This is a genomic window from Alteromonas sp. HB246098 (genome assembly GCF_054890645.1).
Genome location: NZ_JBTZUG010000001.1, coordinates 167075 through 191830 on the forward strand (window position 1 = coordinate 167075; position 24756 = coordinate 191830).

Genomic DNA, 24756 nt, shown 5'->3' on the forward strand with positions numbered 1-24756 from the left:
AACAAACAACCAGCTCAGTGTCTTTATGGGCACGTTGAGGCATATTGCTCAGGCTTTAACTCCTCTATTCATATTGATACTTCGGGGAGCAAGGTGTAGCTTTTAATGAGCAGTAAACGCAATGACGTAATAAATAGTAAAATTTTACGCGCCAAGCAGCCAGCATGAATAATAAAAAGCAAGGTTAAAACGATGACAATAATAACGAAAGCAAGCCAAGCCCTGCTCCTTTCAGGTCTACTGAGCCTAACATTCACTTCACCTAGTCACGCTGACGTAAACTATGCAGATAACTCTGGTTTTTCTATAACTAACGAAAGTGAAAGTGCGGCCCCTATCGAAGCCGTGTATTCTCACTTTATTCAAAACGTAGATAAGTGGTGGCCGAAAGATCACACTTGGTGGAAGGGCACGCTAAGTATTGATAAACAAGCCGGCGGTTGTTTTTGCGAAGTTACACAAACAGCAAGCGCGGCACACATGCAAATAAGCTATGTTGAGCCTAATAAAAAGGTAGTGATGACCGGCGGATTAGGACCTCTTCAAGAAATGGGCGTATCAGGTGCGCTCACTTGGGAATTCAGCACCGTAGAAGAAAACGCCTTATCGAACGATGATATAAAGCGCGAACCTTCACCTAAAACAAAGGTTACCCTTACCTATCACGCCTCTGGCAATATTCACTTCAATGGACAACGAGCATCTGACGAGGACGCTGCCAATTTGGTTAAAGTTGTCGATAAAGTTCAGGCGCAGCAGCTAAATGCATTAACCGCCTTTAGCGATAAACAATTTAACGAAGTTGAAAAAGACAGCGCTAAACGATAATAGAAATGACCAGAAATAGATCGCTATGTGAATTTTACGCGAGAGTTTAAGCAAATCATCTTCGTTAACGCGCCTAAATAGCTGCATTAATGCTCACTTTTCATGCAAGCAGAAATAAATATTGCCTAGTTCAGTGTTAAGCTATTGAGGCATGGCTTAGCGCTGGGTTATTCTATTGGGCTATATGTATGTAAAGTGGGAAGATCCCACGTGCGGTTAAATGGCAAGAATACAGGAGAGATTACAAATTCTCTTGTAGATCGTTCGCCTTATGCCGCCCCATAAACGTTTTAACTTTTAATGCGGAAGCCTAAGTTTCATGGCCGATAATCAGTACAATCCGAAAGACATTGAACAGCGTGTTCAGCAATACTGGGAAGATAACCAATCTTTTAAAGCAAACGACGATGTAGATAAAGAAAAATTCTACTGCCTGTCGATGTTTCCATATCCTAGTGGCCGACTTCACATGGGTCACGTGCGCAACTACACCATTGGTGACGTAATTAGCCGTTTCCAGCGTATGCAGGGTAAAAATGTATTGCAGCCTATGGGTTGGGATGCTTTCGGCCTACCGGCGGAAAATGCAGCGATTAACAACAACACTGCGCCGGCGAAATGGACATACTCCAACATTGATTACATGAAAAATCAGCTTCGCTCGTTGGGTTTTGGTTACGACTGGGACCGCGAAGTAACAACATGTAAATCTGATTACTACCGCTGGGAACAGTGGTTCTTCACACGCCTTTACGAAAAAGGTCTTGTTTACAAGAAAAACTCTACTGTGAACTGGGACCCTGTAGATCAAACTGTTCTGGCTAACGAGCAGGTAATTGACGGTCGCGGATGGCGTTCAGGGGCCTTAGTTGAACAAAAAGAAATTCCACAGTGGTTTATTAAAATTACTGACTACGCTGAAGAGCTTTTACAAGATTTAGAACAGCTTGAAGAATGGCCGGATCAAGTACGTGCCATGCAAGCAAACTGGATTGGCCGCTCTGAAGGTGTGGAAATCACGTTTGACCTAGCATCAGCGGTTAATGATATTGCCGATTTAACGGTATACACCACTCGTCCGGATACCTTCTACGGCGTTACTTACGTTGCAGTGGCTGCGCAGCACCCTCTTGCCGAATTCGCAGCAAAATCGAACTCAGATTTAGCGGCCTTTATCGACGAATGTAAAAACACCAAAGTTGCTGAAGCTGAATTAGCAACCATGGAGAAGAAAGGCTTCGCCACTGGCTTTGAAGTTATCCACCCTTTAACTGGTGAAAAGCTTCCAATTTGGGTCGCTAACTTCGTGTTGATGGACTACGGTTCAGGCGCAGTTATGGCTGTACCAGGTCACGACCAACGCGACTGGGAGTTTGCCACAAAGTACGATTTGCCTATTAAGCAAGTTATTAAGCCAAATGCAGGCGATGAAGATAAATGCGACCTTTCAGCTTCTGCATTTACTGAAAAAGGCAGCTTAATTAATTCGGAAAAATTTGACGGGCTTGAGTTCGATGCGGCATTTAACGGTATCGCTGATGAGCTTGAAAACAAAGGCTGCGGTAAGCGTAAAGTAAACTACCGTTTACGTGATTGGGGCGTAAGCCGACAGCGCTACTGGGGCGCGCCTATTCCAATGTTAAACTTGGAAAACGGTGAATCGGTTCCGGTTCCTGCTGACCAACTACCGGTTGTGTTACCGGAAGACGTAGAAATGAATGGCGTAACCTCGCCAATTAAAGCTGACCCCGAGTGGGCTAAGACCACATACAATGGTGAAGCTGCGTTACGTGAAACTGACACCTTTGATACCTTTATGGAGTCATCTTGGTATTACGCACGTTATGCAAGTGCTACCAACAACGATGCCATGCTTGACCCAACTTCAGCCAACTACTGGCTACCAGTAGATCAATATATCGGTGGTATCGAGCACGCCATCTTGCACTTACTTTACTCGCGTTTCTTCCACAAATTGCTACGCGACGAAGGCTTGGTGAATACTGACGAGCCATTTAAGCGCCTATTGTGCCAAGGCATGGTATTAGCCGACTCTTACTACCGTGAAGACGCCTCTGGTAAGAAAACCTGGTTCTCGCCTACCGAAGTAAGCACAGAGAAAGACGACAAAGGCCGCATTGTTAAAGCGTGGCTGACAGCAGATGGCGAAGAAGTTATTCATGGCGGCATGACCAAAATGTCTAAGTCGAAGAATAACGGTATCGACCCGCAAGAAGTTATCGACCTGTACGGTGCCGATACAGTCCGTCTATTTACTATGTTTGCAGCGCCACCAGAGCAGACCCTAGAGTGGGTTGATTCTGGCGTAGAGGGTGCAAACCGTTTCTTACGTCGTATCTGGAAGCTTGTTACCGAGCACGTGGAAAAAGGCACGCCAGAAGCTATTGACGTTAAGTCACTGTCGAAAGACCAGCAGGCACTTCGCCGTGAAGTACACAAAACGATTGAGAAAGTGTCTGATGACTTGGGTCGTCGCCAAACCTTCAATACTGCGGTTGCTGCAGTAATGGAGCTACTGAATCACCTTCAAAAAGCGCCACAAGAAAACGCTCAAGACATCGCTATTATGCGCGAAGCTTGTGAGTCAATCTTGTTGCTACTTAACCCTATTACCCCGCACATCGCTCACGAGCTTTGGAAAGTACTAGGTCACAGTGAAGATATCGATTCAGCGCCATGGCCACAGGCAGATAAAGCGGCATTGGTTGAAGACGAGAAACTTATTATTGTTCAGGTTAACGGTAAGGTTCGCGCGAAAATGACCATCGCAGCTGATGCAAGCAAAGAGACAATTGAAGCGTCTGCGAAAGAGCAGCCTAACGTTCAGCAATTTATCGAAGGTAAAACCATTCGCAAAGTGATTGTTGTTCCTGGCAAGCTTGTCAATATTGTAGCTAACTAGGTCAGATGGTGATGAAAAAGCACTTACAATTTGTAGTCGCTGTGTTGGCTACCGTTTGGGTTACAGGCTGTGGTTTTCATTTGCGAAGCAGCCCTAGCCTACCTGACGACATTAACACGGTTGCCATTGAAAGTGCTCGAGCACACGCGCCCCTTGCGCGTGCGCTCGATAAACGCCTTAACGTTTATGGTTTATCCAGTGTTAACGTGGATAAAGCAACCCGCTCTAATCAACACGTAAGCATATACTTGCTACCAGAGAAATTAGAGCGTCAGCTGCTATCTGTTTATCCGTCGGGACAAGTTGCTGAGTACGAGCTTATTTACGTAGTTCGTTATCGTGTCCAATTTCCCGGTAAAGAAGCGGTGATGGCCCAATTTGAAGTGGTACGTGACTATCAAGACGATCCGGACCAAGTGTTGGCAAAGTCTCGTGAACTTGAACTAATGTTAAGCGAAATGCGCAACGAGGCAGCAGATATTATGATTAGACGCCTTTCTAGTCAGGCAGTTGCTGCGCCTAACGTATCGTCATTATAAATCAAATAACATCAGAATTTTTCATGCAAATTTATCCAAACCAATTTAGCCAAGATATTTCAAAGGCATTGCGTCCATGCTATTTGGTTTTTGGAGACGAGCCACAGCAAAAATTTGATGTTATTGAGCAAATTCGCGCTAAAGCAAAGGCTAATGGTTTTGAAGAGCGCACTGTGCTTGTTGCTGAGACAGGCTTTAACTGGAACCAGTTAATTGAAGCTACGCAAAGCATGTCGCTTTTTTCTAGCCAACAGTTTATCGAATTAGAGCTACCCACAGGAAAGCCAGGCACTGAAGGCAGCAAAATGCTGCAAGAAGTCGCGGCGTCTTTTAGCCCCGATATTCTGTTGCTCGTTCACGGCCCAAAAATAGGTAAAGACGTACAGCGCGGCAAATGGTTTAAGGTTCTTGATGAACTGGGCGTATCGGTACTTTGCTACCCGTTGGAAGGTAAGCAGCTAAACGCGTGGTTGAATCAACAGCTCAACGCCCATCAGCTTTCCGTGACCGCGTCAGGCGCCAAAATGATTGCCGATTTTTGTGAAGGCAACATGCTGGCCGCCAAGCAGGAAATTGACAAGCTCGCGCTGCTCTATCCGCAGCAATCTATATCAGATGAGCAAATTGAGCAGGCTATGGTGGACCAATCGCGCTTTAACGTGTTCCAACTGGTTGACGTAATGCTTAGCGGTGACAGTACTCGCTGTATCAAAATGCTCTATCGATTAGAAAGCGAGGGTCTAGAGCCAAACATTATTATCTGGGCGCTTGTGCGTGAATGGGAGCAGCTATGGAAGCTAAAACTAGCTCAGCAAAGCGGCACGCCTATACAGTGGCAAAAGTTTGGTATATGGCGCAATAGGCAAGGCTTTTATCAAAGTGCATTAAATCGTTTGAGCCTTGCACAGCTCGAAGACATACAAAAAGCACTTACGCGAGCTGACCATGCATTTAAACAAAATGTAATTGCCCGGCCCTATGTTGAAATGTGTCACCTTTGCATGATGTTCATGGGCATAGATCTCCGTGAAATCCCGCTGTTACAAGCGTAAAAGCCATATAAAGTATGAACAAGGTATAGACAAGGTTCGGACAAGGTAAATAAACTAGTGAGTCAATCACGCTCTTCTCAATCAAACCAACACGTAAAAGCTATCCTAGGCGGTACTTTTAACCCACCACATAAAGGTCATATTGGTGCTGCATTGAAGGCCGCTGATGAAGTGGGTATTGAGCGCGTTTATCTAATGCCGTGCAAATTAGCCCCCCATAAGTCGGTAGGCGTTTCAGAAACCCACCGGGTAAGAATGATTGAACTTTGTGCCCAAAACAATGACAGACTTATTCCAGAGTTAATTGAACTGACGCTTCCGTCACCCTCTTACACGGTAAAAACACTGCGAGCGTTGAGAGAAAAAAGCAATGATACAATCTGTTTTTTCATTGGCGCAGATTCACTGTATAATCTGGATAAATGGTACGAGTGGGAAGACCTGCTCGATTACTGTCACTTAGTGGTTATGCGCAGAGACGACGAAGAATTTTCGCCTCCTCCTGCGATACAAGCTTGGTTAGATCGTCATGTGACTAGCGATAAAAATGTTATTCACACGAAGCCTACAGGCCATGTAGTGTTGACCAACACGCCACTGTATAGTGTTTCATCTACTGAAATTCGTGACGTATTAGCAGATGCTGCCACGTCTTACGAAGCGAATGCGCCAAACGCTTTAAAGGCTACTTCTGCCGAGTCTTGGCTAGAAGAAAGCGTATTAGCCTACATAAACGAACATCAGTTATATAAAAGTTAAGTAAGTGAGGAAAGCTCTTGGAGAGTCAACAGCTCAAACAGTTTGTTAAAGACAAAATTGACGACATGAAAGGCCGTGATGTTATCGAACTAGACGTTCGCGGCAAATCAACGATTACAGATACCATGATCATTTGTTCGGGTAACTCTAAACGCCACGTATCTTCTATTGCTGAAAACGTAATGGTTGAAGCAAAAAATGCCGGTCATGCTCCTGGGAGTGTGGAAGGTAAAGAAACAGGTGAATGGGTTCTTGTTGATTTTGGTGATGTTATCTTGCACGTTATGCAGGACGAAACCCGTGACTTCTACCAGTTAGAGAAACTGTGGGCGCAGTAATTTAGACGCCGGTTAGAAATACATAGCTACACGGTCGATAAAGGCCATACCTCATTAGCGTATGGCCTTTATTGTATAAGAGAAAAACTAATTCCTGCGGTAAGGGTACATTAAGTGCGTATACAAATTGTGGCGGTCGGAACAAAGATGCCAGGCTGGGTTAACACAGGCGTTGAAGAATTTATTCGTCGATTTCCCAACGATATGCCGGTGTCATTTACTGAAATTCCCGCTGGTAAACGGGGTAAGAACGCCGATATAAAGCGCATTTTAGAGAAAGAGGGCGAGCAAATGCTGGCTGCTATTCCTAAAGGAAACCGCGTTGTTACCTTAGAAGTAACGGGCAAGCCTTGGGACACCCCTACACTGGCTAAACAACTCAACAATTGGAAAATGGACGGGCGCGATGTAAGCCTTCTTATCGGCGGGCCTGAAGGATTGGCGCCCGAGTGTATCGCGGCGTCGGAACAGAAATGGTCCTTATCAGCCCTTACGCTCCCCCACCCTCTTGTTCGAATTATTCTCACCGAAAGCCTATACCGCGCATGGTCGGTCACGCAAAATCACCCGTACCACCGTGAATAAGAAATCGCTACACTAATGCAAAGGAAGTCAATGCCTCGAAAACGACAAGCAATTCGCGATCATTCTGCTGAGGCGAATTTGTTCGCTCGCCGCGCGACTATCGCTTTTATTATCGTTGTAGCCATGTTGGGCATTGTGCTAAACAACCTTTATTCTTTACAGGTTACCCAATTTGAAGATTACCAAACCCGCTCTAACGGTAATCGAATAAAAGTTTTACCCATAGCACCAAACCGCGGTCTTATTTACGACCGAAATGGTGTACTTTTAGCGGAAAACCGCCCGGTTTTTAGCTTAGAAGTCATTCCCGAACAGGTCGATGATATTGACCAGACCCTTGCTGATCTAACCGAATTAATGGACATCACAAGCGATGAGTTAGAGCGCTTTCAGTCAACGCTTAAGGGTACCCGTCGATTTAAACCCGTAGCCCTTCGCACACAATTAAGCGAAGAGGAAGTCGCGCTTTTTTCTGCCAGCAAACACAAATTTCCGGGCGTACAAATTGAAGCCCGTCTAGCTAGACATTATCCGTACAAAGAAACCCTCACCCACGCCCTCGGTTATGTGGCACGTATTAATAAACGTGACTTGCAAAAGCTTGTTGAAGCAGGACAAGAAGATAATTATGCGGCAACTCATGACATTGGCAAATTAGGTATTGAGAAATACCACGAAGAATTACTGCACGGTAAAGTCGGCTATCAGCAGGTTGAAGTAAACAATCAGGGTCGTATCATTCGTGTGCTGAGTGTTGAACCGCCAACGCCGGGCAAAGACATCGTACTTAACTTAGATTTAGAGCTTCAGTTAGAAGCTCAGCGAATAATAGAAGGTATGCGCGGCGCAGTAGTCGTAACCGATGTTAAAACCGGCGGCGTGCTCGCCCTATATTCTAACCCCAGCTACGACCCGAACTTATTCGTGCACGGTATCAGCAGTAAAAATTATTCTGCGCTGTTGAATTCACCAGACCGGCCACTTATTAACCGTGCTACTCAAGGTCAATACCCTCCTGCTTCTACCATCAAGCCTCATTTAGGTTTTGTTGGTCTTGAGGAAGGCGTTATTACAAAAGACTATACGGTTAACGATACAGGTCGCTACAAATTACCTAATGTATCCCATGTTTGGCGTGACTGGCGTCGATGGGGCCATGGTAAAGTAGATGTCTCAAAAGCAATCGAAGTATCTTGCGATACCTACTACTACGAACTGGCCTACAAATTAGGGATCGATAAAATTAGTGAGTCTATGTATGAATTCGGCTTCGGAGATTTTACCGGTATCGATCTTTATGAAGAATCTGACGCGAATATGCCAAGCCGAGGTTGGAAGCGCGCACGATTCAATCAGCCTTGGTACATTGGCGACACTATACCTGTCGGTATAGGCCAAAGTTACTGGACCACTACCCCTGTGCAATTAAACACATCAGTTAACACGTTAATTAATGCCGGCGAACGCTATATCCCTCAGATTATTCGTGGCTATATGAATACAGATAGCTCTGTTGACCTTATCCCACTTAAGTCGCTTCGGCCTATAGAGATTAAAAACCGTGAAAATTTAGACGTGGTATTAAACGCCATGCGCGATGTGGTAAGTGGCGATGAAGGCGGAGCACGCCATGCGTTTGCAGATACACCATATGATTCAGCGGGTAAAACAGGTACAGCGCAGCTCTTTACGGTTGGACAAAATGAAGAATACGACGCCAGTAAAATAGACGAGCGCCTTCGCGACAACGCCATGTACGTAGGTTTTGCACCTTTTGATGACCCAGAAATATCGGTAACTGTGGTACTTGAAAACGTAGGTGGTGGTAGTAAGAACGCGGCGCCTGTTGCGCGTCAAATCATGGACTTTTACTTTCGAGACCGTGTTTTTGAAACTGCCGACGTTAATACAGCAAGTAGTGAGAATAAATTAGGGGCAAACCAGTGAAGCGAACCACGATAAACCCTAATAAGATAAGCTTTCTTCAGCGAATTCACATTGATGGCTGGCTACTGGTTGGTCTGCTCGTACTAAGTTGTGTTGGACTATTTACGCTCTATTCTGCGTCTGGACAGGATATGGAGCAAATGGAGCGCCAGTTTATTAGGCTGGGATTTAGTTTTATCGTCATGTTCGCTCTAGCCCAAGCCCCTTTAGGCGTGTTTAGGTTTTTCTCAACCTATGCCTATGCTGCTGGCCTATTAATGCTTATAGCCGTACTGCTGTTTGGCGACATGGGTAAGGGCGCACAGCGCTGGCTCGATCTAGGCTTTATTCGTTTTCAGCCTTCTGAATTAATGAAGCTTGCCGTACCTATGATGGTAGCGTGGTATATCAGTAAATTCACCATGCCGCCACGCACCACGCATATCATTGTTGGCTTTGGCCTGGTGGTTGTGCCCACCATCCTGATTGCTAAGCAACCCGATTTAGGAACTTCACTGCTGATAGCAAGCTCGGGGATTTTTGCCATATTTCTGGCCGGAATGAGTTGGCGACTTATTTCTATCGTCGGCGGTCTTATTGGTGCCTTTACGCCTGTTATGTGGTTTTTCTTAATGAAAGATTATCAGAAACAACGAGTTCTTACCTTCTTGAATCCAGAAAGTGACCCTCTCGGTTCTGGCTACCACATTATTCAATCTAAAATTGCCATTGGTTCAGGCGGGGTTGACGGTAAAGGCTGGCTACAGGGTACCCAATCTCAGTTAGAGTTTTTGCCAGAACGCCATACCGACTTTATTTTTTCTGTATTTAGCGAAGAATTTGGTCTTACGGGTGTCATGTGCTTAATGGCAATTTATATTTTTATCATTATGCGCGGACTTATTATCTCAAGTCGCGCACAAGATGCTTATGCGAAACTACTCGGCGGTAGTATCACGCTTACTTTTTTCGTTTATGTATTTGTCAACATGGGCATGGTTTCAGGATTACTCCCAGTGGTAGGCGTCCCCTTACCCTTAGTGAGTTTTGGTGGAACATCTATGGTGACTTTGATGGCAGGTTTTGGCATTCTTATGGCCATTGCCACTCAAAAACGTTTAATGTCTAGATAACTTGTATGTTTCAGCGCCTTTTTTCGGTACTTGATTTAGTTAATGTAAGCGCATTTCAAGCAAGCTTACCAAACGCATTTGCGCGTAAACACTTTATGCGTTGCAGCGCGGCTGTATTTACCGCCATCTTGTTAGCTGGGTGTCAAAGCGCGCCTTCTCAGTCTAGCCGATACACTCAACAGCAAGATTCTGCACCAAAACATGTTGCAAAAAAGCCTGAAACATTAGACGCGGTCCCCAAATACGAAGCCTATCGCATGTTCAACAGCAGGCCATACAAAGTATTGGGCAAACACTATACGCCTATGAATAGCGGTAAAGGCTATGAAGAGGTAGGCTATGCAAGTTGGTACGGCCAGAAGTTTCATGGTCATTTAACCTCAAACGGTGAAACCTACAACATGTTTGCTATGAGCGCCGCTCATAAAACATTGCCGCTTCCCTCTTATGTACGCGTTACTAATTTAGAAAACAACAAGCAAGCCATAGTTCGTGTTAACGACCGCGGTCCTTTTCATGATAATAGGATTATAGATTTATCATACGCCGCCGCAGTGAAACTTGGCTATCACAGTAAAGGCACTGCAAAAGTTAAATTGGAAGTTATTCATTTTGACGAACAAAACAATGTCACGGTAGGCAATAACCCAACGGTGACCTACGATGAGTACTTAGGCATAGCTGTAACTCCTCCTCGAGAGATAGCCAGTACGTCGCCTAAGCCCCCTCTTGACCCAGCAAAAGCTGATAAAACAGCAACTAAACCTAGCAGCAATACCGTTGCCGATGCTGTCTACATACAAGTTGCAGCGCTCTCAAACGCTGAAAAAGCAAAGTCCATTTCCAACGTACTATCGGCCTTGTATCAAATTCCCGCTCACCTGCCGGTAGCTGATAACATTTATAAACTCCAGCTTGGGCCTATTCACGACGAAGCTGTTGTGGCAGAGGTGCTCGAGCAATTAAAGCAAAACGGTTACCCTAACGCTTACGCAATTACACAAACGCTATAAGCTGTTACCGAGTACTCAATCTCACAGCTTTTTTGTACGGAGATATACATACCCATAGAAGGTTGCGCCCCCGCATAAAAATATAAGCTTGTTGTCTTGCCAGCTTATTCCCGCTCATAAAATCAACGACATTGTGGCAGCTTTGTGTCATTCAGCAGGCAATATCACGGTTTCTTCGTCTTATCCCTACTATCCCTTAAACTTTTTTGATAAAACCTAGTCTTATAAGCAGCCTTTCGTTAAGATCTCGTACTGCCCAAAGAAAATATGGGTAAATAGTCAGAGTTCGGTTACGAACTGGACAAAAGCTAAAATTGGGTAGCCATGTTTTAAGGTATTCGCTTCGCGGTTATCGCAATAACAGGGTAAGCTTTAACTCACACGGATAAACGGTCAAAGAAATTAGAACCATGCTCAGAATAATTCAACGCGCTAAACCGTCATTACTTTCATTTGCCTTTTTGGTGATGGGGACATTACTGCACACAGCTAACGCTGCAGTAGTGACACCGCCAGCCCCCACTGTAGCTGCAGAAGGTTTTTTACTTACCGACTATGAAACCGGTAACGTTATTGCGTCAAAAAACGCAGATATGCAGCTTGCACCAGCAAGCTTAACCAAAATAATGACGATTTATGTCATTGGTAAAGAGCTTCAAGCGGGCAACATTAGTCTGGACGATGAAGTCACTATTTCTGAAAATGCATGGGCGAAGAAATTCCCAGATTCATCAAAAATGTTCATCGAAGTAGGAACACAGGTTTCTGTAAGTGATTTACTTCGCGGTATCGTGGTGCAATCAGGGAACGATGCCTGTGTTGCAATGGCCGAACACGTAGCCGGCTCGGAATCTGCGTTTGCTAGCATGATGAATGCTCACTCAGCATCACTTGGTATGACAAGTTCTCACTGGGTAAACGCACACGGCTTGCACGACCCAGACCACTACACTACACCACGTGACATGGCTGTGTTGTCTCGCGCGCTTATTGCTGAGACACCAGAAATGTACAAAATTTACAGCGAAAAAGAATTTACCTACAACGGTATTAAGCAATACAACCGCAACAGCCTATTATGGGATAAAAGCTTAAACGTTGACGGTATCAAGACTGGCCACACGTCTGACGCGGGTTACAGCCTAATCACTTCAGCGGAACAAGGTGGAATGCGCCTAATCTCAGTGGTTATGGGTACAGACAGCGAACGTGCGCGTAAAGTTGAAAACAAAAAGCTGCTTAAATACGGCTTCCGTTTTTACGAAACACTAACGCCATATGAAGCTGGTCATAGTTTTGTAGCGCACCGTATCTACATGGGTGATAGAGAAACCGTAGACCTTGGAATTAATCAATCTACCCCCATTACTATTCCGCGCGGTCAGGCGGCAAACTTAGAAGCTAACTTTGAGCTTGACGACAAGCTAGAAGCACCGCTTGCAAAAGGCCAAGTTGTTGGGAAACTTTACCTACAGCTAGATGGTGAAGATGTAGCGAGTTACCCTTTGGTAACACTTCAAGAAGTAAAAGAAGGCAGCTTCTTTAACCGCGCTAAAGACTACATTATGCTTCAGCTAGGTTTTGACGACGAGTAAGTTACCATACTGAAAACGTTAAAAAGCTAGTTGTGAAGCGGCCAGATTTGTTACAATCTGGCCGTTTTTTTATATGATATTTTAAGTACCAAGGATATCGCATGGATACCCGTTTCGACGAACTACTAGATTTTCCAACAAACCAAACCTTTAAAGTAATGGGCGTTGCCCACGAAGACCTACCAGAACAAGTAGTCGGATGTCTTCAACAGCATGCACCTGGCGACTATTCACCTACGGTGAAACCAAGCAGTAAAGGTACTTACCACTCGGTGTCTGTTAGCGTGCGTGTTACCAGTAAAGAGCATATGGAAACCATTTACACTGAGTTAGCTAAATTAGAGCTTGTTAGGGTTGTACTTTAAGTGAATGAGCAGTCGACATTGGCTACCGTAGATGGCGTTATTGTACGTCAACTAGGTCGTCAGCCTTATGCGCCAATCTTTGAAGCGATGAAGCGCTTTACTGATGAGCGCGACCAGAATACAACTGATGAAATATGGCTTGTGGAACACGATGCGGTATTTACTCAAGGGCAAGCGGGTAAAGCTGAGCACATACTGATGCCTGGCGATATACCCGTGGTTCAAGTAGACCGTGGCGGTCAAGTTACCTACCATGGTCCAGGCCAGCAAGTCATTTATTTGATGCTTAACATAAAGCGCCGCAAGCTAGGCGTGCGTCATTTAGTCACTGCAATGGAAGAAGCAGTGGTCGGACTACTTGCCAAGTATGATGTAAAGGCCTATCCAAAGCCCGACGCGCCTGGGGTATACGTCGACGAGAAGAAAGTCTGTTCGCTAGGTTTAAGAATACGTAATGGCTGCTCGTTTCACGGTTTGGCTTTAAATGTTAATATGGACCTATCACCGTTTCAGCGTATCAACCCATGTGGTTACGCCGGTATGGAAATGATCGATACCGCGCGCCTTAATGGTCCAAAGACACTTGAAACCGCTGGTAAGGAATTAACGCACCTGTTGCTAGAAGCGCTTTCCCTTGCACAGCCAACATATAAAGAAGGTTTTGATGAGTAACGCACGACCTCAAGCGGGGGTAAAACTTCGCGATGATGAAAAAGTAAAACACATACCCGTCACCATTATTCCTACAGAAAAGGAAGAAATGCTGCGCAAGCCTGAGTGGATCAAAATCAAACTTCCTCGCACTACCGAGAAAATTGACCACATTAAAAAAACCCTGCGCAAAAACAATCTTCACTCTGTGTGTGAAGAAGCAAGCTGCCCTAACCTAGCAGAGTGTTTTAATCACGGTACCGCCACCTTCATGATTTTAGGTGATATTTGTACCCGTCGATGCCCATTCTGCGACGTAGCCCATGGTAAGCCGCTTCCGCCAAGTGCAGAAGAGCCTGAAAAACTCGCCAAAACCATCGCTGAAATGAATCTGCGTTATGTGGTTATTACTTCTGTAGACCGCGATGACCTTCGCGATGGCGGAGCACAACATTTCGTAGACTGCATAAACGCAATTCGCGAACACAGCCCTTCGACAACCATTGAAGTGTTAGTCCCTGATTTCCGTGGCCGTATGGACCGTGCGCTTGAGATTTTCAAAAACGGCGTACCCGACGTATTTAACCACAACCTTGAAACCATTCCGCGCTTATACCGCGAGTGTCGTCCAGGTGCAAACTATCAGTGGTCACTGGACTTACTTAAAAAGTTCAAAGCACAGCACCCAGATGTTATGACTAAGTCAGGTCTTATGATGGGAATGGGTGAAGAAAACGAAGAGATTCAAGGTGTACTTGATGACTTACGTGCACACGATGTAGATATGCTTACTTTAGGTCAATACCTTCAGCCAAGCCGTCACCACTACCCGGTTAAACGTTATGTTCACCCGAAAGAGTTCGATGCTTTAGGTGACTATGCTAAAGAGATCGGCTTCACTCATGCAGCATGCGGCCCTATGGTTCGCTCTAGCTACCACGCCGACCAACAGGCAGCGGGCAAGGAAGTAAAATAAAAAATGTGACATAAAGCGGTGGTCTTCACCGCTTTTTTTGCCCCTATTTCTGGGTGACAAACCCACAGGTATTGTTAGAATGCCCTCAAAATACGCAGTCCCTTTTTTTCAAGGGCTTTGAAGGGTAAGAGCATTTTCATGCGCAAACATATTTATATCGCCTATACAGGCGGAACAATTGGTATGAAGCCATCTAAACAAGGCTACGTTCCAGCCGCGGGCTTCCTGTCAGACACGCTTAAAAATATGCCTGAGTTTCATCGTTCGGAGATGCCCCTTTTTACGCTCCATGAATACGACAATCTCATTGATTCTTCAGATATGGATCCCACGGATTGGCAGCGTATTGCCGATGATATCGCCAATAACTACGACAAGTATGACGGCTTCATTATATTGCATGGCACTGACACAATGGCTTACACGGCCTCAGCGCTAAGCTTTATGTTAGAGGACTTGTCTAAGCCAGTAATAGTGACTGGGTCACAAATCCCTTTAGCTGAGCTTCGTTCTGACGGCCAAGTTAACCTACTCAATGCGTTATTTGTAGCCGCGAACTTTCCTATCGCTGAGGTCGGGCTTTTCTTTAATAACCGACTTTTACGTGGTAACCGAAGCCGTAAAGTGGATGCAGACGGATTTAGCGCATTCGACTCGCCTAACTTCCCTCCTCTATTGGAGGCTGGCATCAATATCCGCCTTAAGGCAGGAGAACTCGTAAAAGCGCCCACAAACAACTTAACCGTATCTAACGTGTCGGCACAGCCTATCGGCATGGTGAGTTTATACCCAGGCATAGCACCAGAGGTAATTAAAAACACCCTGCAGCAGCCTGTAAATGCACTAATCTTACTTAGCTACGGCGTGGGGAATGCCCCCCAGAACCCTGAGCTTATTGCACAGCTTAAATACGCTAAATCTCGTGAGATACCGGTTTTAAATTGCACCCAATGTATGCGCGGACGCGTAAACATGGGAGGTTATGCCACAGGACACGGTTTGCAGGAAGTGGGCGTCTTGTCAGGTAGTGATATGACCCCTGAAGCCGCTCTTGCCAAACTGCACTATTTGTTAAGTAAAGGGCTTCCTTTTGAAGATGTCTGTAAGTTGCTAACGCAAAATCTGCGTGGCGAATTAAGCGACTAAGCTTACATAAAAGGTTAACGCTGAAGGCCCTATTTAAGACGTAACTTTATCTAAAACGTAGCAATAGTGCCAAGTAAGAAAGATTTCAAAGAGTAAAGGTTTAAAAAGTGACAACAAACTATTCAGGTATGCTGAAAAAGATGCGTACCTCTGCTGACGAAAATAACAAGGTTAACTATACACTGCCTATTGGCGATGCATTACTGGATATCAACGAACTTATCGGTAAAGAGGTGTCCGTTACTTTTTCCGGTGAGATTAACTGTGTTCATTGTAATCGTAAAACTAAGAAAAGTTTTAACCAAGGGTATTGCTACCCCTGCCTAATTTCACTTGCTCAATGCGACAGTTGTATTATTAAACCAGAAAAGTGCCACTACCACGAGGGTACGTGTAGAGAGCCTCAATGGGGCGAAGAACATTGCTTTAGCGAACACTTTGTTTACTTAGCAAATACAGGTACCGTAAAAGTAGGTATTACCCGTCAAGTCACAGACGGCGTATCTACACGCTGGATGGACCAAGGTGCAACACAGGCTACTGTTATGTTGCGCGTGCCTGACAGGCTGACAAGTGGCCTAGTTGAAACCTTATGCAAAGACCATATAGCCGACAAAACCAATTGGCGCACTATGCTTAAAGGAAAGCCCGATGAGGTCGACTTAGAGCAGGTTAAATCAGAGCTGATGAGCAAAATTGAAAATGATTTAGAGGCGCTTAAAAAAGAGAAAGGTCTTCAAGCCGTTTCAGAAGTGTCTACGCCGATACACGATATTCACTACCCGGTAGAAGAATACCCAATTAAGATAAAATCTTTGAATCTTGATAAGGACCCGTCGTTTAGCGGCGTGTTGCAGGGGGTTAAAGGTCAGTATTGGATGCTAGACGGTGACCGCGTTATCAATATAAGAAAGTTCGCGGGCTACAACGTAAATCTATCGTTTTAAAACGTCTGTCAGATCTGTTGTTGGGTCTGTTGTTGGGTCTATTGTTAGTTAATAGCAACAACAGACCCGTATTGACAACAGCTCGCTATGGATATCGTTTACTGTGATGACTTAGCGAGAAAACTAACACTTATTGCCAATATTCAAAGTAGTCATCACTATTTCTTTGCGGCTTAGGTGCGGGTTCAAACGCCGGCGTTCCTAGATATAAGAAACCCACTAGTTCATCCTCTTCGCTTAAACCTAACCCGTTTCTCACTGTTTCACAGTGCGCATAGCCACCAGTACGCCACATTCCATTAAATCCCTGTGCAACTGCAGCCATTTGCATGGCCATAACACCACAGCTTGCAGAAGCAATTTGCTCAACACGGGGCACTTTTTCGTGTTCTTTGTGTTTTGCAATAGCAACAATTATCATAGGCGCGCGCTTCGGGAGTTGAACTGCACGCTCAATTTCCTTTTGCGTCTTTTCATTTTTTATCGCTGACTGCTCATAAAGGGCACCCAGTTTATCTAGACCCTTACCTGTACATACAATGAAACGCCACGGCGTTAAGCACGCGTGATCTGGCGCTCGAAGGGCTGCCTGCATGATATTTTCCAAGGCATCACCACTTGGCGCAGGTGCTTCCAGCCGAGGCTGAGAACTTCTATTAAGTAATAATGTTAATGCGTCCATTTACGTCCCTACTTTTCACTCATATGGTTGTTGGCTCATATGGTTGTTGGCCCATATGCTAGCGCGTAATTAAAATGGTATGACAGAGATAAAAAGCATACCTGTACTATGTGGTAGATCCTACGGCTGATAAACAAAAAAGACCAGAAAATTCCGGCCTTTTAACGTGAATGTCTTGAGTATAAATAACCGTAAAACTAATCCATTTTGCGGCTAAACATTTTTCCTAAATAGTAGTCCACACTGAAAAAACGACCGCCACCATAAATGAACAATACTAACAACATAACGAAATAGGTGGCCGCGAACTCGATACCGTTATTGAGTACAACAAAGTTGCCGCTTGAGGTTAGCCAGTCATAGTGACCGTGCTCTTGAAGCAACGACTTAGCGGCCGACAGCTTTTCCGGTGCAGCCATAATGCTCTCGTTCAATAAAATAGTACCATCTGCTAACCAAGACGAAGCGTCCGCTATGGCTAGCCATCCATTTTCCGCATGCACGCTTACCATGGCGACGACCATTGTTATCATAAGAGGTATACTAACCAATCGCGTTAAAGCGCCAAACAACAACAAAATACCACCTACTAACTCAGCCGCTGTAGCCAGAAATGCCATGACCAGTGGCATAGGTAATCCAAGGCCGTAATCATCGTTTCCAAACCAATCGACTATACTGTCAAAACTAGATGCTTTGTTCCATCCTGCCTGTATCATTACAGGGGCTAAATATAGGCGCAATAGAAGTAATGGGATACCGTCGGCTAATTGAAGCCGTGTAACAAATTGTTGATAGAGGTGTGTCATTGTTTTACCTATCCGGTGTGCTTAGAAAATAAGAACGGCGCTTTATGAAAAAAATTTCACCTCGCAAAGATAAGTCATCCCCCTTCTCTCGAATAATGCGAAAAGGCCAAGAAAAAACAAACTACAAAGCGCGTAACGGAAAGCTCCTCATGCTAATGAGCGAGGAAGATCATGCGCGCATAGCTAAGTTAATTAGTAAATGGCTAGCGCAGGATGAAACAAACCCGTGACCTACACTAACCACCGTTGTTTTTAATCTAAATTTCTCCGTTGCCGTCACACAAACCAAAAGCGCTTACAAAAAATTACAATTAAGTTAGCGATCTTACTCGATTTAGGTAACATAATAGGATGCAGTACATTGGGCTTGATACACCTGTTTCATCTTGCTCTGATTAGTTAATTCAAAAAAGGTAGTGATAAAAATGGCAGCCAAAGGAAATTGGACTAAATCCTTGTTTATTGGCTTGTGGACGATGCTTAACTTCACCCGCAAACTTTTCTTTAATGTGATATTCATTGTTATTTTTGTTGGGTTGATTATCGCCATTGCCGGTCAGGGCGATGAGCCGTTATCAGTAAATAAAGATAGCGCGTTGTATCTTACCTTGAACGGTAAGCTAGTTATTGAAAAGGAAAGTATCGACCCATTTGAACAGTTTTTGCAGGAATCGCTTGGTAGCGAGCCCGAAAACCCGGAAGTACTCGTTCGCGATGTTATGAAGGTTTTAGAGAATGCCAAGAAAGACCGACGCATTAAAGCCCTAGTACTTGACCTTCACGGGTTAACCGGAGGCGGTTTAGATAAACTGCGCACTGTCGCGAACGCTATCGATGCATTTAAAGAATCAGGAAAACCCGTTTACGCCATTGGCGATTACTTCTCGCAAGACCAATACTACTTGGCAGCCCACGCAGACAACATCTACCTAAACCCAATGGGTGGATTAATGTTTGAAGGTTACGGTCGCTACGGCATGTACTTCAAAGACATGTTGGAAAAGCTGAAAGTAACAACCCATATCTTCCGTGTAGGAACGTATAAATCTGCCGTTGAGCCGATTATGCGAAATGATATGTCTGAGGAAGCTAAAGAAGCTGAAAAGCAATGGTTAGACGGCTATTGGGCACAGTATAAAGCTGACGTTGCAGCCGCTCGCGGTATTGATGAAGCAAATTTCGATGAAACACTTCAAGGCCTATTAGCAAAATTTGAAGCGGCCGGTGGTGACTTCGCCCAGTATGCGCTTGACAACAACTGGGTTGATGCGTTGAAAACTCGCGAGGAAGTAAGGCTAGAGTTAACCGAATTAGTGGGCGAAGGTGATAACGAGCAGGGTGTAAACCTCACTACGTTTAAATCTTATCTGAAAGTGGTTAATCCTCCTATGCCTGTCATTGAGTCAGACATGGATAAAGTGGCTATCGTCGTTGCTAAAGGTACAATTTTAGACGGCAATCAAAAAGCTGGCACTATAGGCGGAGACAGTACCGCTCGTCTATTGAGAAAAGCGCGCTTAGATGACAACGTTAAAGCCGTTGTCCTTCAAATCGACTCACCCGGTGGCAGTGCTTTTGCCTCTGAAATCATTCGCCAGGAAGTTCTACAGCTTCAACAAGCAGGTAAGCCTGTTATTGCGTCTATGAGCACTTACGCAGCATCTGGTGGTTACTGGATAGCGGCAAGCACCGACAAGATTATTGCAAGCCCAAGCACTATTACAGGCTCTATCGGCGTATTCGGTATGTTCATGACATACGAAAACTCGCTTGATTATTTGGGCATTCACAGTGACGGTGTAGGCTCAACAGAACTTGCTGGTTTTTCAACTGTACGCCCTCTTGCTCCAGAGTTTGGTCAAATTCTTCAGCGTAACGTTGAAAACACATACGGTAACTTCCTATCGCTAGTGTCTAACGCTCGTGGTATGTCAGTCGAGGAAGTGGATAGCGTTGCACAAGGTCGCGTATGGATTGGTGAAGATGCAATTGAGCTAGGTCTAGTTGACCAGTTAGGAACACTCGATGACGCTGTCGCTGCCGCCGCAGAGATTGCAGAACTTGAGAACTATGACACCTTCTATGTACAGCGCACGTTAACCGCACAGGAAATTTTCTGGAAAGAATTTTTCGGTCAAGCCATGACGTTCGTAGGAAAGTGGCAGTTTGCTCACGCCGACTCGTCACTCGTTAACGAGTTTAAGCGCGTACTTAAAGAGTTTAGTTTAGTTAATAAGCTGAACGACCCTAAAGGAACCTACGTGCTTTGTTTACCTTGTGATGTCGAGTAGCTAATAATAAATACACTTAACATTAGATACCGTTAACTACGCAAAGACATAGAGTGAGGCAGAAACATCGCTTCAAATGATTTAAATAATGAACAGCGTCGCGTAATTACCGACGCTGTTTTTTATTGTTTTGAACAAGCAGAGCGTTACTTTAACCGTAAGTTTGAACGCCCGACCATTACGTTTAGACGTTCAGGTAGGAGTGCCGGAACGGCGTTTTTGCAGCAAAACCGCCTAAACTTTCACCCTCTTCTTTTCAAAGAAAATGTCGACGCCTTTATAAATGACGTGATACCTCATGAAGTAAGTCATTTACTGGTATGGACGTTATTTGGAAAGGTTCAACCCCATGGCAGAGAATGGCAATCGGTTATGCATAGTGTTTTTAACCGTACACCTGCAGCCACCCATCAGTTTGATGTAAAACGGGTGACAAAAACCTTCCAATATTTTTGCGACTGCGACACATACGCGTTATCTACGCGCAGACACAATAATATTTTGAAAGGCGCACAGTATAAGTGTCGAAAATGTCAGGCATTGCTAAGAGCCGCCTAAACGCTCTCCATTTATAGAATAAAAGTTTGCCTAGTAGCTAGACTACTATTAGTAGGCTACGAGAGTTTTGAAACAACAGGTGGCTTTTAATTAAACCAGTGTTTAGTGAATGCGTTATCTAGATCGTTAAAGGCCGTTTTAAGTAGCTGAGCCAGCTCCTTATATTTAGGCTTTGACTTAGCATTACTGATATTCACTCCCTGCGTACGCATTTTAGAATGAATTTCCTGATACCAGCTTTTTAGCTGTGGTGGAAGATATTGATCTGAGCGATGCCCTAACCATAGCAAACCCTGCATAGGTAAACTCAAGAAAAAAGCACCAATCGTAATAGTTTGGGGGAGATAGTCTGTACCTAAGTTTTGATATAAAAGCGCACATGACAACATAGCAACCGGCGGCATAGTCTTAATAGCAAACTTGGTGGCTGCTACTACTCTGCATTCTGGGAAAAAAGCGTAAAGCTCTTTTCTCACAGGCCATGTCTTCATGTACTGCTGACCGTTTTTCAACATCGTCATTACTGATTGAGACATGGTTCACCTCTTCGTTCTCAGATAGGTATAGTTAAATTGTAAACTGCTTTTTATCTATTACAATTTAGTTGCGTAATTTTTACTCGTTTTCTTTGTTTACTTTGAATGCGGCGCCTCCTATGCGGAACACGCGACACAAAACATTTTATCAAATAAGATAACGATTTGGGTAATTAAGTTTTGTCGAAGCCGCTGTAAAGCGCTTCTGCGCCCCCACTGTGCTCTAGTTACGTTCTGGCTCACTTTTTAGATGCCTTCGGTACATAAATTCAGCGGTCATGCTTAAAAGGTACTACAAAGTTAAAAGCATCGTAATAATTAAAAGGTATAAATTGAGCCTATCTTTAAGTGACATTTTTAGCTCTTGAAGGCATCATATAGCGCTTTAGCCTGAACATAGTCTTGTATGGCTTAGTTGTTACTTTTGTTAACACAACTAACTGACGACCTGCAGATAATGCGCTGGCAGATTACTATAATAAAAGTAACTGGGTATTGAGCTTGATTTACGAATTTTCGCCCCTACCTAGCTTTCTAAGAGAATTTTATAAGTAACCCATAAAGGGTGAATTATTTGGAGAGGAAAATGGCAGAAAGCAGACACGTCCGTCTACTTATCTTAGGTTCAGGCCCTGCGGGTTATTCAGCGGCGGTTTACGCTGCACGTGCAAACCTTGAACCTGTATTGTTAACTGGTATTCAACAAGGCGGACAGCTTACTACCACCACTGAAGTAGAAAACTGGCCGGGCGATCCAGAAGGACTTACAGGTCCTGATCTCATGGTTCGTATGCAAAAGCATGCAGAAAAGTTTGATACCGAAATTATTTTCGATCATATCAACAAAACTGATTTTTCAAAGCGCCCTTTCACTCTTTATGGTGACAGCGGTACGTATACCTGTGACGCATTAATTATTGCAACAGGTGCCTCTGCTAAATACCTAGGCCTAGAGTCAGAACAAGCCTTTATGGGTAAAGGTGTATCTGCCTGTGCAACCTGTGATGGTTTCTTCTACCGCAACCAAAAAGTAGCGGTTATCGGTGGTGGTAACACGGCTGTTGAAGAAGCGCTATACCTTTCGAACATTGCTTCAGAAGTACACGTTATCCATAGAAGAGACAGCTTTAGAAGCGAAAAAATTCTAGAGAAGCGTCTTCGCGAAAAAGCTGAGAATGGCAACGTGGTCCTTCACCTAAATCGTACCCTTGATGAAGTGCTTGGTGATGAGATGGGCGTAACCAAAGTTCGTATCAAAGATACCAACAGTGAGGCGACGGAAGAGATTGATGTTATGGGTCTTTTCGTAGCTATCGGCCACAAGCCAAACACTGATATCTTCGATGGCCAGCTAGAAATGAAAGATGGCTATATCGTAGTGAATAGTGGAACTAACGGAAACGCAACTCAAACTAGCGTTGAAGGTGTATTTGCCGCGGGTGACGTGAGCGACCACATTTATCGTCAAGCTATTACATCAGCTGGAACTGGCTGTATGGCTGCGTTAGACGCCGAAAAGTACCTAGACGGTACCATGCCTGAGCAAGGTTAATACTCTATACCTAAGCCCTACAATTCTGTGGGGCTTTTTTCTGGCTGAATTATGATAGCGTTACACTACATAGAAGAAGGCGCTCCCTTCCCTTCTGTCGATACCGCATTGGAAGACCCCAACGGTCTGTTAGCGTTTGGTGGCGATCTCAGCCCAGCCCGTTTATTTTCAGCTTATTCGCAAGGAATATTCCCTTGGTTTAGCGACGACGAACCTTTGTTGTGGTGGTCACCTGACCCAAGAGCCATTATCGAACTCGACAACTTTGTTGCTTCGAAAAGCCTTAAGAAGCTCGCTCGTAAGAAAAAGTATCAAGTAACCTTAAATCATGCGTTCGACCGTGTGATAGAAGCTTGTTCATCAACACCTCGTAAGAACCCTAATACGGGTGAATTGAACAGCGAAACCTGGATTACCGACGACATGATTGACGCCTATCGGCAGCTCAATGGTTTGGGTTTAGCGCACTCGGTAGAAGTATGGAATGGAGATTCGCTAGTTGGCGGGCTGTATGGCGTGGGAATTGGGAAAATTTATTGCGGCGAGTCTATGTTCCACGTTGAAAGCAATACATCTAAGCTTGCCATGTTGGCCTTGGTCGAACATATGAAATCTCAAAATATGGCGTTTATCGATTGCCAGCTTCCCACTGATCACTTGTCATCACTGGGCGCTACCGTGTTGCCTCGCGAAAACTTTATTGAAAAACTGGAAAATAACAACCACACTTTAACTGAAGACGGTAGGCTGTCTGAAGACTACCTTAATCGTTGGAAGCCAAGAGTGATTACTCCGTGAAGTTTGGTATAACGCAATCATTTTCATGTAGCTATTTGCCTGATGAGCAAGAGCAGTTGTTAGTGTACGCCGAAAATAATGATTTTCAGGCGTGGCGATATTCGCAATTAATACAAGCGGGCTTTCGTAGAAGCGGCGAGCAAATTTATCGCCCCCACTGCCCTGCCTGCCACGCGTGTAAATCTGTGCGAATACCGGTCCACGATTTCGCACCTTCTCGTAGTCAGAAGCGACTACTTAAAAATAATAAAGGGTTTAGTGTAAAGCTCGTTGATAAAACCAAATCGACTTACTACCCCCTATATGAGCGCTATATTACAGAGCGCCATGCAGATGGGAGTATGTACCCGCCATCTAAAACACAGTTTGATAATTTCGTATTGTGTGAGTGGATGACAACCCATTATTTAGAGGCCTATGATGGCGACAAGCTTATTGCTGTAGCCGTCACTGATATCGTCGATGCCAACGAACACATGGGGGCACTTTCTGCGCTTTACACGTTTTTTGACCCCGACTATAGTTCAGCCTCTTTGGGCACCTGGATGATATTGATGCAAATTGAGCAAGCGAAGGTTTTAGGCCATCGATACGTCTATCTGGGGTACTACGTAGATGGCTGTAAAAAAATGTCTTACAAACATAAATTTTTGCCATTTGAGCAGTTTAGTGACAATGAATGGCATCTATTTAGCAAAAATAGTAAAATAGACACTTAATTGCTTTACACCGAACCCAAGATTGGGTAAGGTCT

25 protein-coding genes are annotated in these 24756 nt (G+C 44.6%); 22 read left to right on the top strand and 3 right to left on the bottom strand.

The genetic code is table 11. From position 1 onward, the window contains the following. The first annotated feature begins 192 nt into the window (after positions 1 to 192). From ACYTPF_RS00725 to ACYTPF_RS00800, 16 genes are all read left to right on the top strand, one after another. A complete protein-coding gene (locus ACYTPF_RS00725) occupies positions 193 to 828 on the top strand; it encodes an SRPBCC family protein (RefSeq protein ID WP_461850849.1) in 636 nt (211 codons plus the stop codon). A 319-nt stretch (positions 829 to 1147) separates the two neighbouring features. After that, the gene (leuS, locus tag ACYTPF_RS00730) at positions 1148 to 3751 is read left to right on the top strand and encodes a leucine--tRNA ligase (RefSeq protein WP_461850850.1); all 2604 of its coding nucleotides are present in this window, start codon (positions 1148 to 1150) and stop codon (positions 3749 to 3751) included. A gap of 11 nt (positions 3752 to 3762) precedes the next feature. Continuing rightward, positions 3763 to 4290, top strand: a complete 528-nt coding sequence (locus ACYTPF_RS00735; RefSeq protein WP_179983322.1) for an LPS-assembly lipoprotein LptE — start codon at positions 3763 to 3765, stop codon at positions 4288 to 4290. Positions 4291 to 4313: 23 nt separating this feature from the next. Further along, positions 4314 to 5342: a DNA polymerase III subunit delta gene (holA, locus tag ACYTPF_RS00740; protein WP_461850851.1), complete on the top strand. Its 1029-nt coding sequence runs from the start codon at positions 4314 to 4316 to the stop codon at positions 5340 to 5342. 57 nt (positions 5343 to 5399) lie between these two features. Continuing rightward, positions 5400 to 6101, top strand: coding sequence for a nicotinate (nicotinamide) nucleotide adenylyltransferase (gene nadD / locus ACYTPF_RS00745; protein WP_461850852.1), 702 nt, complete (start codon positions 5400 to 5402; stop codon positions 6099 to 6101). 17 nt (positions 6102 to 6118) lie between these two features. Further along, on the top strand, positions 6119 to 6439 hold the full coding sequence (gene rsfS, locus ACYTPF_RS00750) for a ribosome silencing factor (protein ID WP_118495087.1): 321 nt from the start codon (positions 6119 to 6121) through the stop codon (positions 6437 to 6439). 114 nt (positions 6440 to 6553) lie between these two features. Further along, positions 6554 to 7024, top strand: a complete 471-nt coding sequence (gene rlmH, locus ACYTPF_RS00755) for a 23S rRNA (pseudouridine(1915)-N(3))-methyltransferase RlmH (RefSeq protein WP_179983319.1) — start codon at positions 6554 to 6556, stop codon at positions 7022 to 7024. Positions 7025 to 7054: 30 nt separating this feature from the next. Next, positions 7055 to 8971 (top strand): penicillin-binding protein 2, encoded by a 1917-nt coding sequence (mrdA, locus tag ACYTPF_RS00760; RefSeq protein ID WP_179983318.1) that lies wholly within the window; start codon positions 7055 to 7057, stop codon positions 8969 to 8971. After that, positions 8968 to 10083, top strand: a complete 1116-nt coding sequence (rodA, locus tag ACYTPF_RS00765) for a rod shape-determining protein RodA (protein ID WP_269916522.1) — start codon at positions 8968 to 8970, stop codon at positions 10081 to 10083. The genes mrdA and rodA overlap by 4 nt, the downstream gene beginning before the upstream one ends. Before the next feature lie 5 nt (positions 10084 to 10088). Further along, positions 10089 to 11096, top strand: coding sequence for a septal ring lytic transglycosylase RlpA family protein (locus ACYTPF_RS00770; RefSeq protein WP_461850853.1), 1008 nt, complete (start codon positions 10089 to 10091; stop codon positions 11094 to 11096). 410 nt (positions 11097 to 11506) lie between these two features. Continuing rightward, positions 11507 to 12691, top strand: coding sequence for a D-alanyl-D-alanine carboxypeptidase family protein (locus ACYTPF_RS00775; RefSeq protein WP_179983315.1), 1185 nt, complete (start codon positions 11507 to 11509; stop codon positions 12689 to 12691). 101 nt (positions 12692 to 12792) lie between these two features. Then, positions 12793 to 13056 (top strand): DUF493 family protein YbeD, encoded by a 264-nt coding sequence (ybeD, locus tag ACYTPF_RS00780; RefSeq protein ID WP_269916520.1) that lies wholly within the window; start codon positions 12793 to 12795, stop codon positions 13054 to 13056. Positions 13057 to 13143: 87 nt separating this feature from the next. Beyond that, a complete protein-coding gene (gene lipB, locus ACYTPF_RS00785; protein ID WP_461851518.1) occupies positions 13144 to 13728 on the top strand; it encodes a lipoyl(octanoyl) transferase LipB in 585 nt (194 codons plus the stop codon). Then, entirely contained in the window at positions 13721 to 14683 is a 963-nt protein-coding gene (gene lipA / locus ACYTPF_RS00790; RefSeq protein ID WP_179983312.1) for a lipoyl synthase, read from the top strand. The genes lipB and lipA overlap by 8 nt, the downstream gene beginning before the upstream one ends. 138 nt (positions 14684 to 14821) lie before the next feature. Continuing rightward, entirely contained in the window at positions 14822 to 15829 is a 1008-nt protein-coding gene (gene ansA / locus ACYTPF_RS00795) for an asparaginase (RefSeq protein ID WP_461850854.1), read from the top strand. A gap of 107 nt (positions 15830 to 15936) precedes the next feature. Beyond that, positions 15937 to 16776, top strand: coding sequence for a DUF2797 domain-containing protein (locus tag ACYTPF_RS00800; RefSeq protein WP_179983310.1), 840 nt, complete (start codon positions 15937 to 15939; stop codon positions 16774 to 16776). Positions 16777 to 16906: 130 nt separating this feature from the next. On the opposite strand, the gene ACYTPF_RS00805 is transcribed toward ACYTPF_RS00800, so the two are convergent. Then, the gene (locus ACYTPF_RS00805) at positions 16907 to 17458 is read right to left on the bottom strand and encodes an NAD(P)H nitroreductase (protein ID WP_179983309.1); all 552 of its coding nucleotides are present in this window, start codon (positions 17456 to 17458) and stop codon (positions 16907 to 16909) included. A gap of 197 nt (positions 17459 to 17655) precedes the next feature. Continuing rightward, positions 17656 to 18267 (bottom strand): HvfX family Cu-binding RiPP maturation protein, encoded by a 612-nt coding sequence (locus ACYTPF_RS00810; protein ID WP_179983308.1) that lies wholly within the window; start codon positions 18265 to 18267, stop codon positions 17656 to 17658. A gap of 44 nt (positions 18268 to 18311) precedes the next feature. On the opposite strand from ACYTPF_RS00810, the gene ACYTPF_RS00815 reads away from it, so the two are divergent. The 3 genes from ACYTPF_RS00815 to ACYTPF_RS00825 all read left to right on the top strand — a co-directional run bounded on the left by ACYTPF_RS00815 (position 18312) and on the right by ACYTPF_RS00825 (position 21116). Next, on the top strand, positions 18312 to 18497 hold the full coding sequence (locus tag ACYTPF_RS00815) for a hypothetical protein (protein ID WP_461850855.1): 186 nt from the start codon (positions 18312 to 18314) through the stop codon (positions 18495 to 18497). A 195-nt stretch (positions 18498 to 18692) separates the two neighbouring features. Further along, positions 18693 to 20558: a signal peptide peptidase SppA gene (gene sppA, locus ACYTPF_RS00820; RefSeq protein WP_461850856.1), complete on the top strand. Its 1866-nt coding sequence runs from the start codon at positions 18693 to 18695 to the stop codon at positions 20556 to 20558. Between the two features lie 105 nt (positions 20559 to 20663). After that, positions 20664 to 21116, top strand: a complete 453-nt coding sequence (locus ACYTPF_RS00825) for a SprT family zinc-dependent metalloprotease (RefSeq protein ID WP_461851519.1) — start codon at positions 20664 to 20666, stop codon at positions 21114 to 21116. Between the two features lie 86 nt (positions 21117 to 21202). Here the strand turns inward: ACYTPF_RS00825 and yfbV are convergent, their stop codons facing one another. Further along, positions 21203 to 21652: a terminus macrodomain insulation protein YfbV gene (gene yfbV, locus ACYTPF_RS00830; protein WP_179983305.1), complete on the bottom strand. Its 450-nt coding sequence runs from the start codon at positions 21650 to 21652 to the stop codon at positions 21203 to 21205. Positions 21653 to 22238: 586 nt separating this feature from the next. Here yfbV and trxB point away from each other — a divergent pair. Genes trxB through ACYTPF_RS00845 form a run of 3 tightly spaced genes read left to right on the top strand, consistent with a single transcriptional unit; the run spans position 22239 to position 24721 of the window. Next, positions 22239 to 23204, top strand: a complete 966-nt coding sequence (gene trxB, locus ACYTPF_RS00835; RefSeq protein WP_118495102.1) for a thioredoxin-disulfide reductase — start codon at positions 22239 to 22241, stop codon at positions 23202 to 23204. 51 nt (positions 23205 to 23255) lie between these two features. Beyond that, positions 23256 to 24002 (top strand): leucyl/phenylalanyl-tRNA--protein transferase, encoded by a 747-nt coding sequence (gene aat / locus ACYTPF_RS00840; RefSeq protein WP_461850857.1) that lies wholly within the window; start codon positions 23256 to 23258, stop codon positions 24000 to 24002. Then, a complete protein-coding gene (locus ACYTPF_RS00845) occupies positions 23999 to 24721 on the top strand; it encodes an arginyltransferase (protein ID WP_461850858.1) in 723 nt (240 codons plus the stop codon). The genes aat and ACYTPF_RS00845 overlap by 4 nt, the downstream gene beginning before the upstream one ends. Positions 24722 to 24756 lie beyond the last annotated feature (35 nt).

Coding starts and splice junctions, on each gene's coding strand:
- yfbV (WP_179983305.1), bottom strand. CDS start 21,652: ATGTCTCAATCAGTAATGACGATGTTGAAAAACGGTCAGCAGTACATG.
- mrdA (WP_179983318.1), top strand. CDS start 7,055: ATGCCTCGAAAACGACAAGCAATTCGCGATCATTCTGCTGAGGCGAAT.
- ACYTPF_RS00815 (WP_461850855.1), top strand. CDS start 18,312: ATGAAAAAAATTTCACCTCGCAAAGATAAGTCATCCCCCTTCTCTCGA.
- trxB (WP_118495102.1), top strand. CDS start 22,239: ATGGCAGAAAGCAGACACGTCCGTCTACTTATCTTAGGTTCAGGCCCT.
- ACYTPF_RS00770 (WP_461850853.1), top strand. CDS start 10,089: ATGTTTCAGCGCCTTTTTTCGGTACTTGATTTAGTTAATGTAAGCGCA.
- holA (WP_461850851.1), top strand. CDS start 4,314: ATGCAAATTTATCCAAACCAATTTAGCCAAGATATTTCAAAGGCATTG.
- ansA (WP_461850854.1), top strand. CDS start 14,822: ATGCGCAAACATATTTATATCGCCTATACAGGCGGAACAATTGGTATG.
- lipB (WP_461851518.1), top strand. CDS start 13,144: ATGAAGCGCTTTACTGATGAGCGCGACCAGAATACAACTGATGAAATA.
- lipA (WP_179983312.1), top strand. CDS start 13,721: ATGAGTAACGCACGACCTCAAGCGGGGGTAAAACTTCGCGATGATGAA.
- sppA (WP_461850856.1), top strand. CDS start 18,693: ATGGCAGCCAAAGGAAATTGGACTAAATCCTTGTTTATTGGCTTGTGG.
- ACYTPF_RS00810 (WP_179983308.1), bottom strand. CDS start 18,267: ATGACACACCTCTATCAACAATTTGTTACACGGCTTCAATTAGCCGAC.
- ACYTPF_RS00735 (WP_179983322.1), top strand. CDS start 3,763: ATGAAAAAGCACTTACAATTTGTAGTCGCTGTGTTGGCTACCGTTTGG.
- ACYTPF_RS00805 (WP_179983309.1), bottom strand. CDS start 17,458: ATGGACGCATTAACATTATTACTTAATAGAAGTTCTCAGCCTCGGCTG.
- ACYTPF_RS00775 (WP_179983315.1), top strand. CDS start 11,507: ATGCTCAGAATAATTCAACGCGCTAAACCGTCATTACTTTCATTTGCC.
- leuS (WP_461850850.1), top strand. CDS start 1,148: ATGGCCGATAATCAGTACAATCCGAAAGACATTGAACAGCGTGTTCAG.
- aat (WP_461850857.1), top strand. CDS start 23,256: ATGATAGCGTTACACTACATAGAAGAAGGCGCTCCCTTCCCTTCTGTC.
- ACYTPF_RS00725 (WP_461850849.1), top strand. CDS start 193: ATGACAATAATAACGAAAGCAAGCCAAGCCCTGCTCCTTTCAGGTCTA.
- ybeD (WP_269916520.1), top strand. CDS start 12,793: ATGGATACCCGTTTCGACGAACTACTAGATTTTCCAACAAACCAAACC.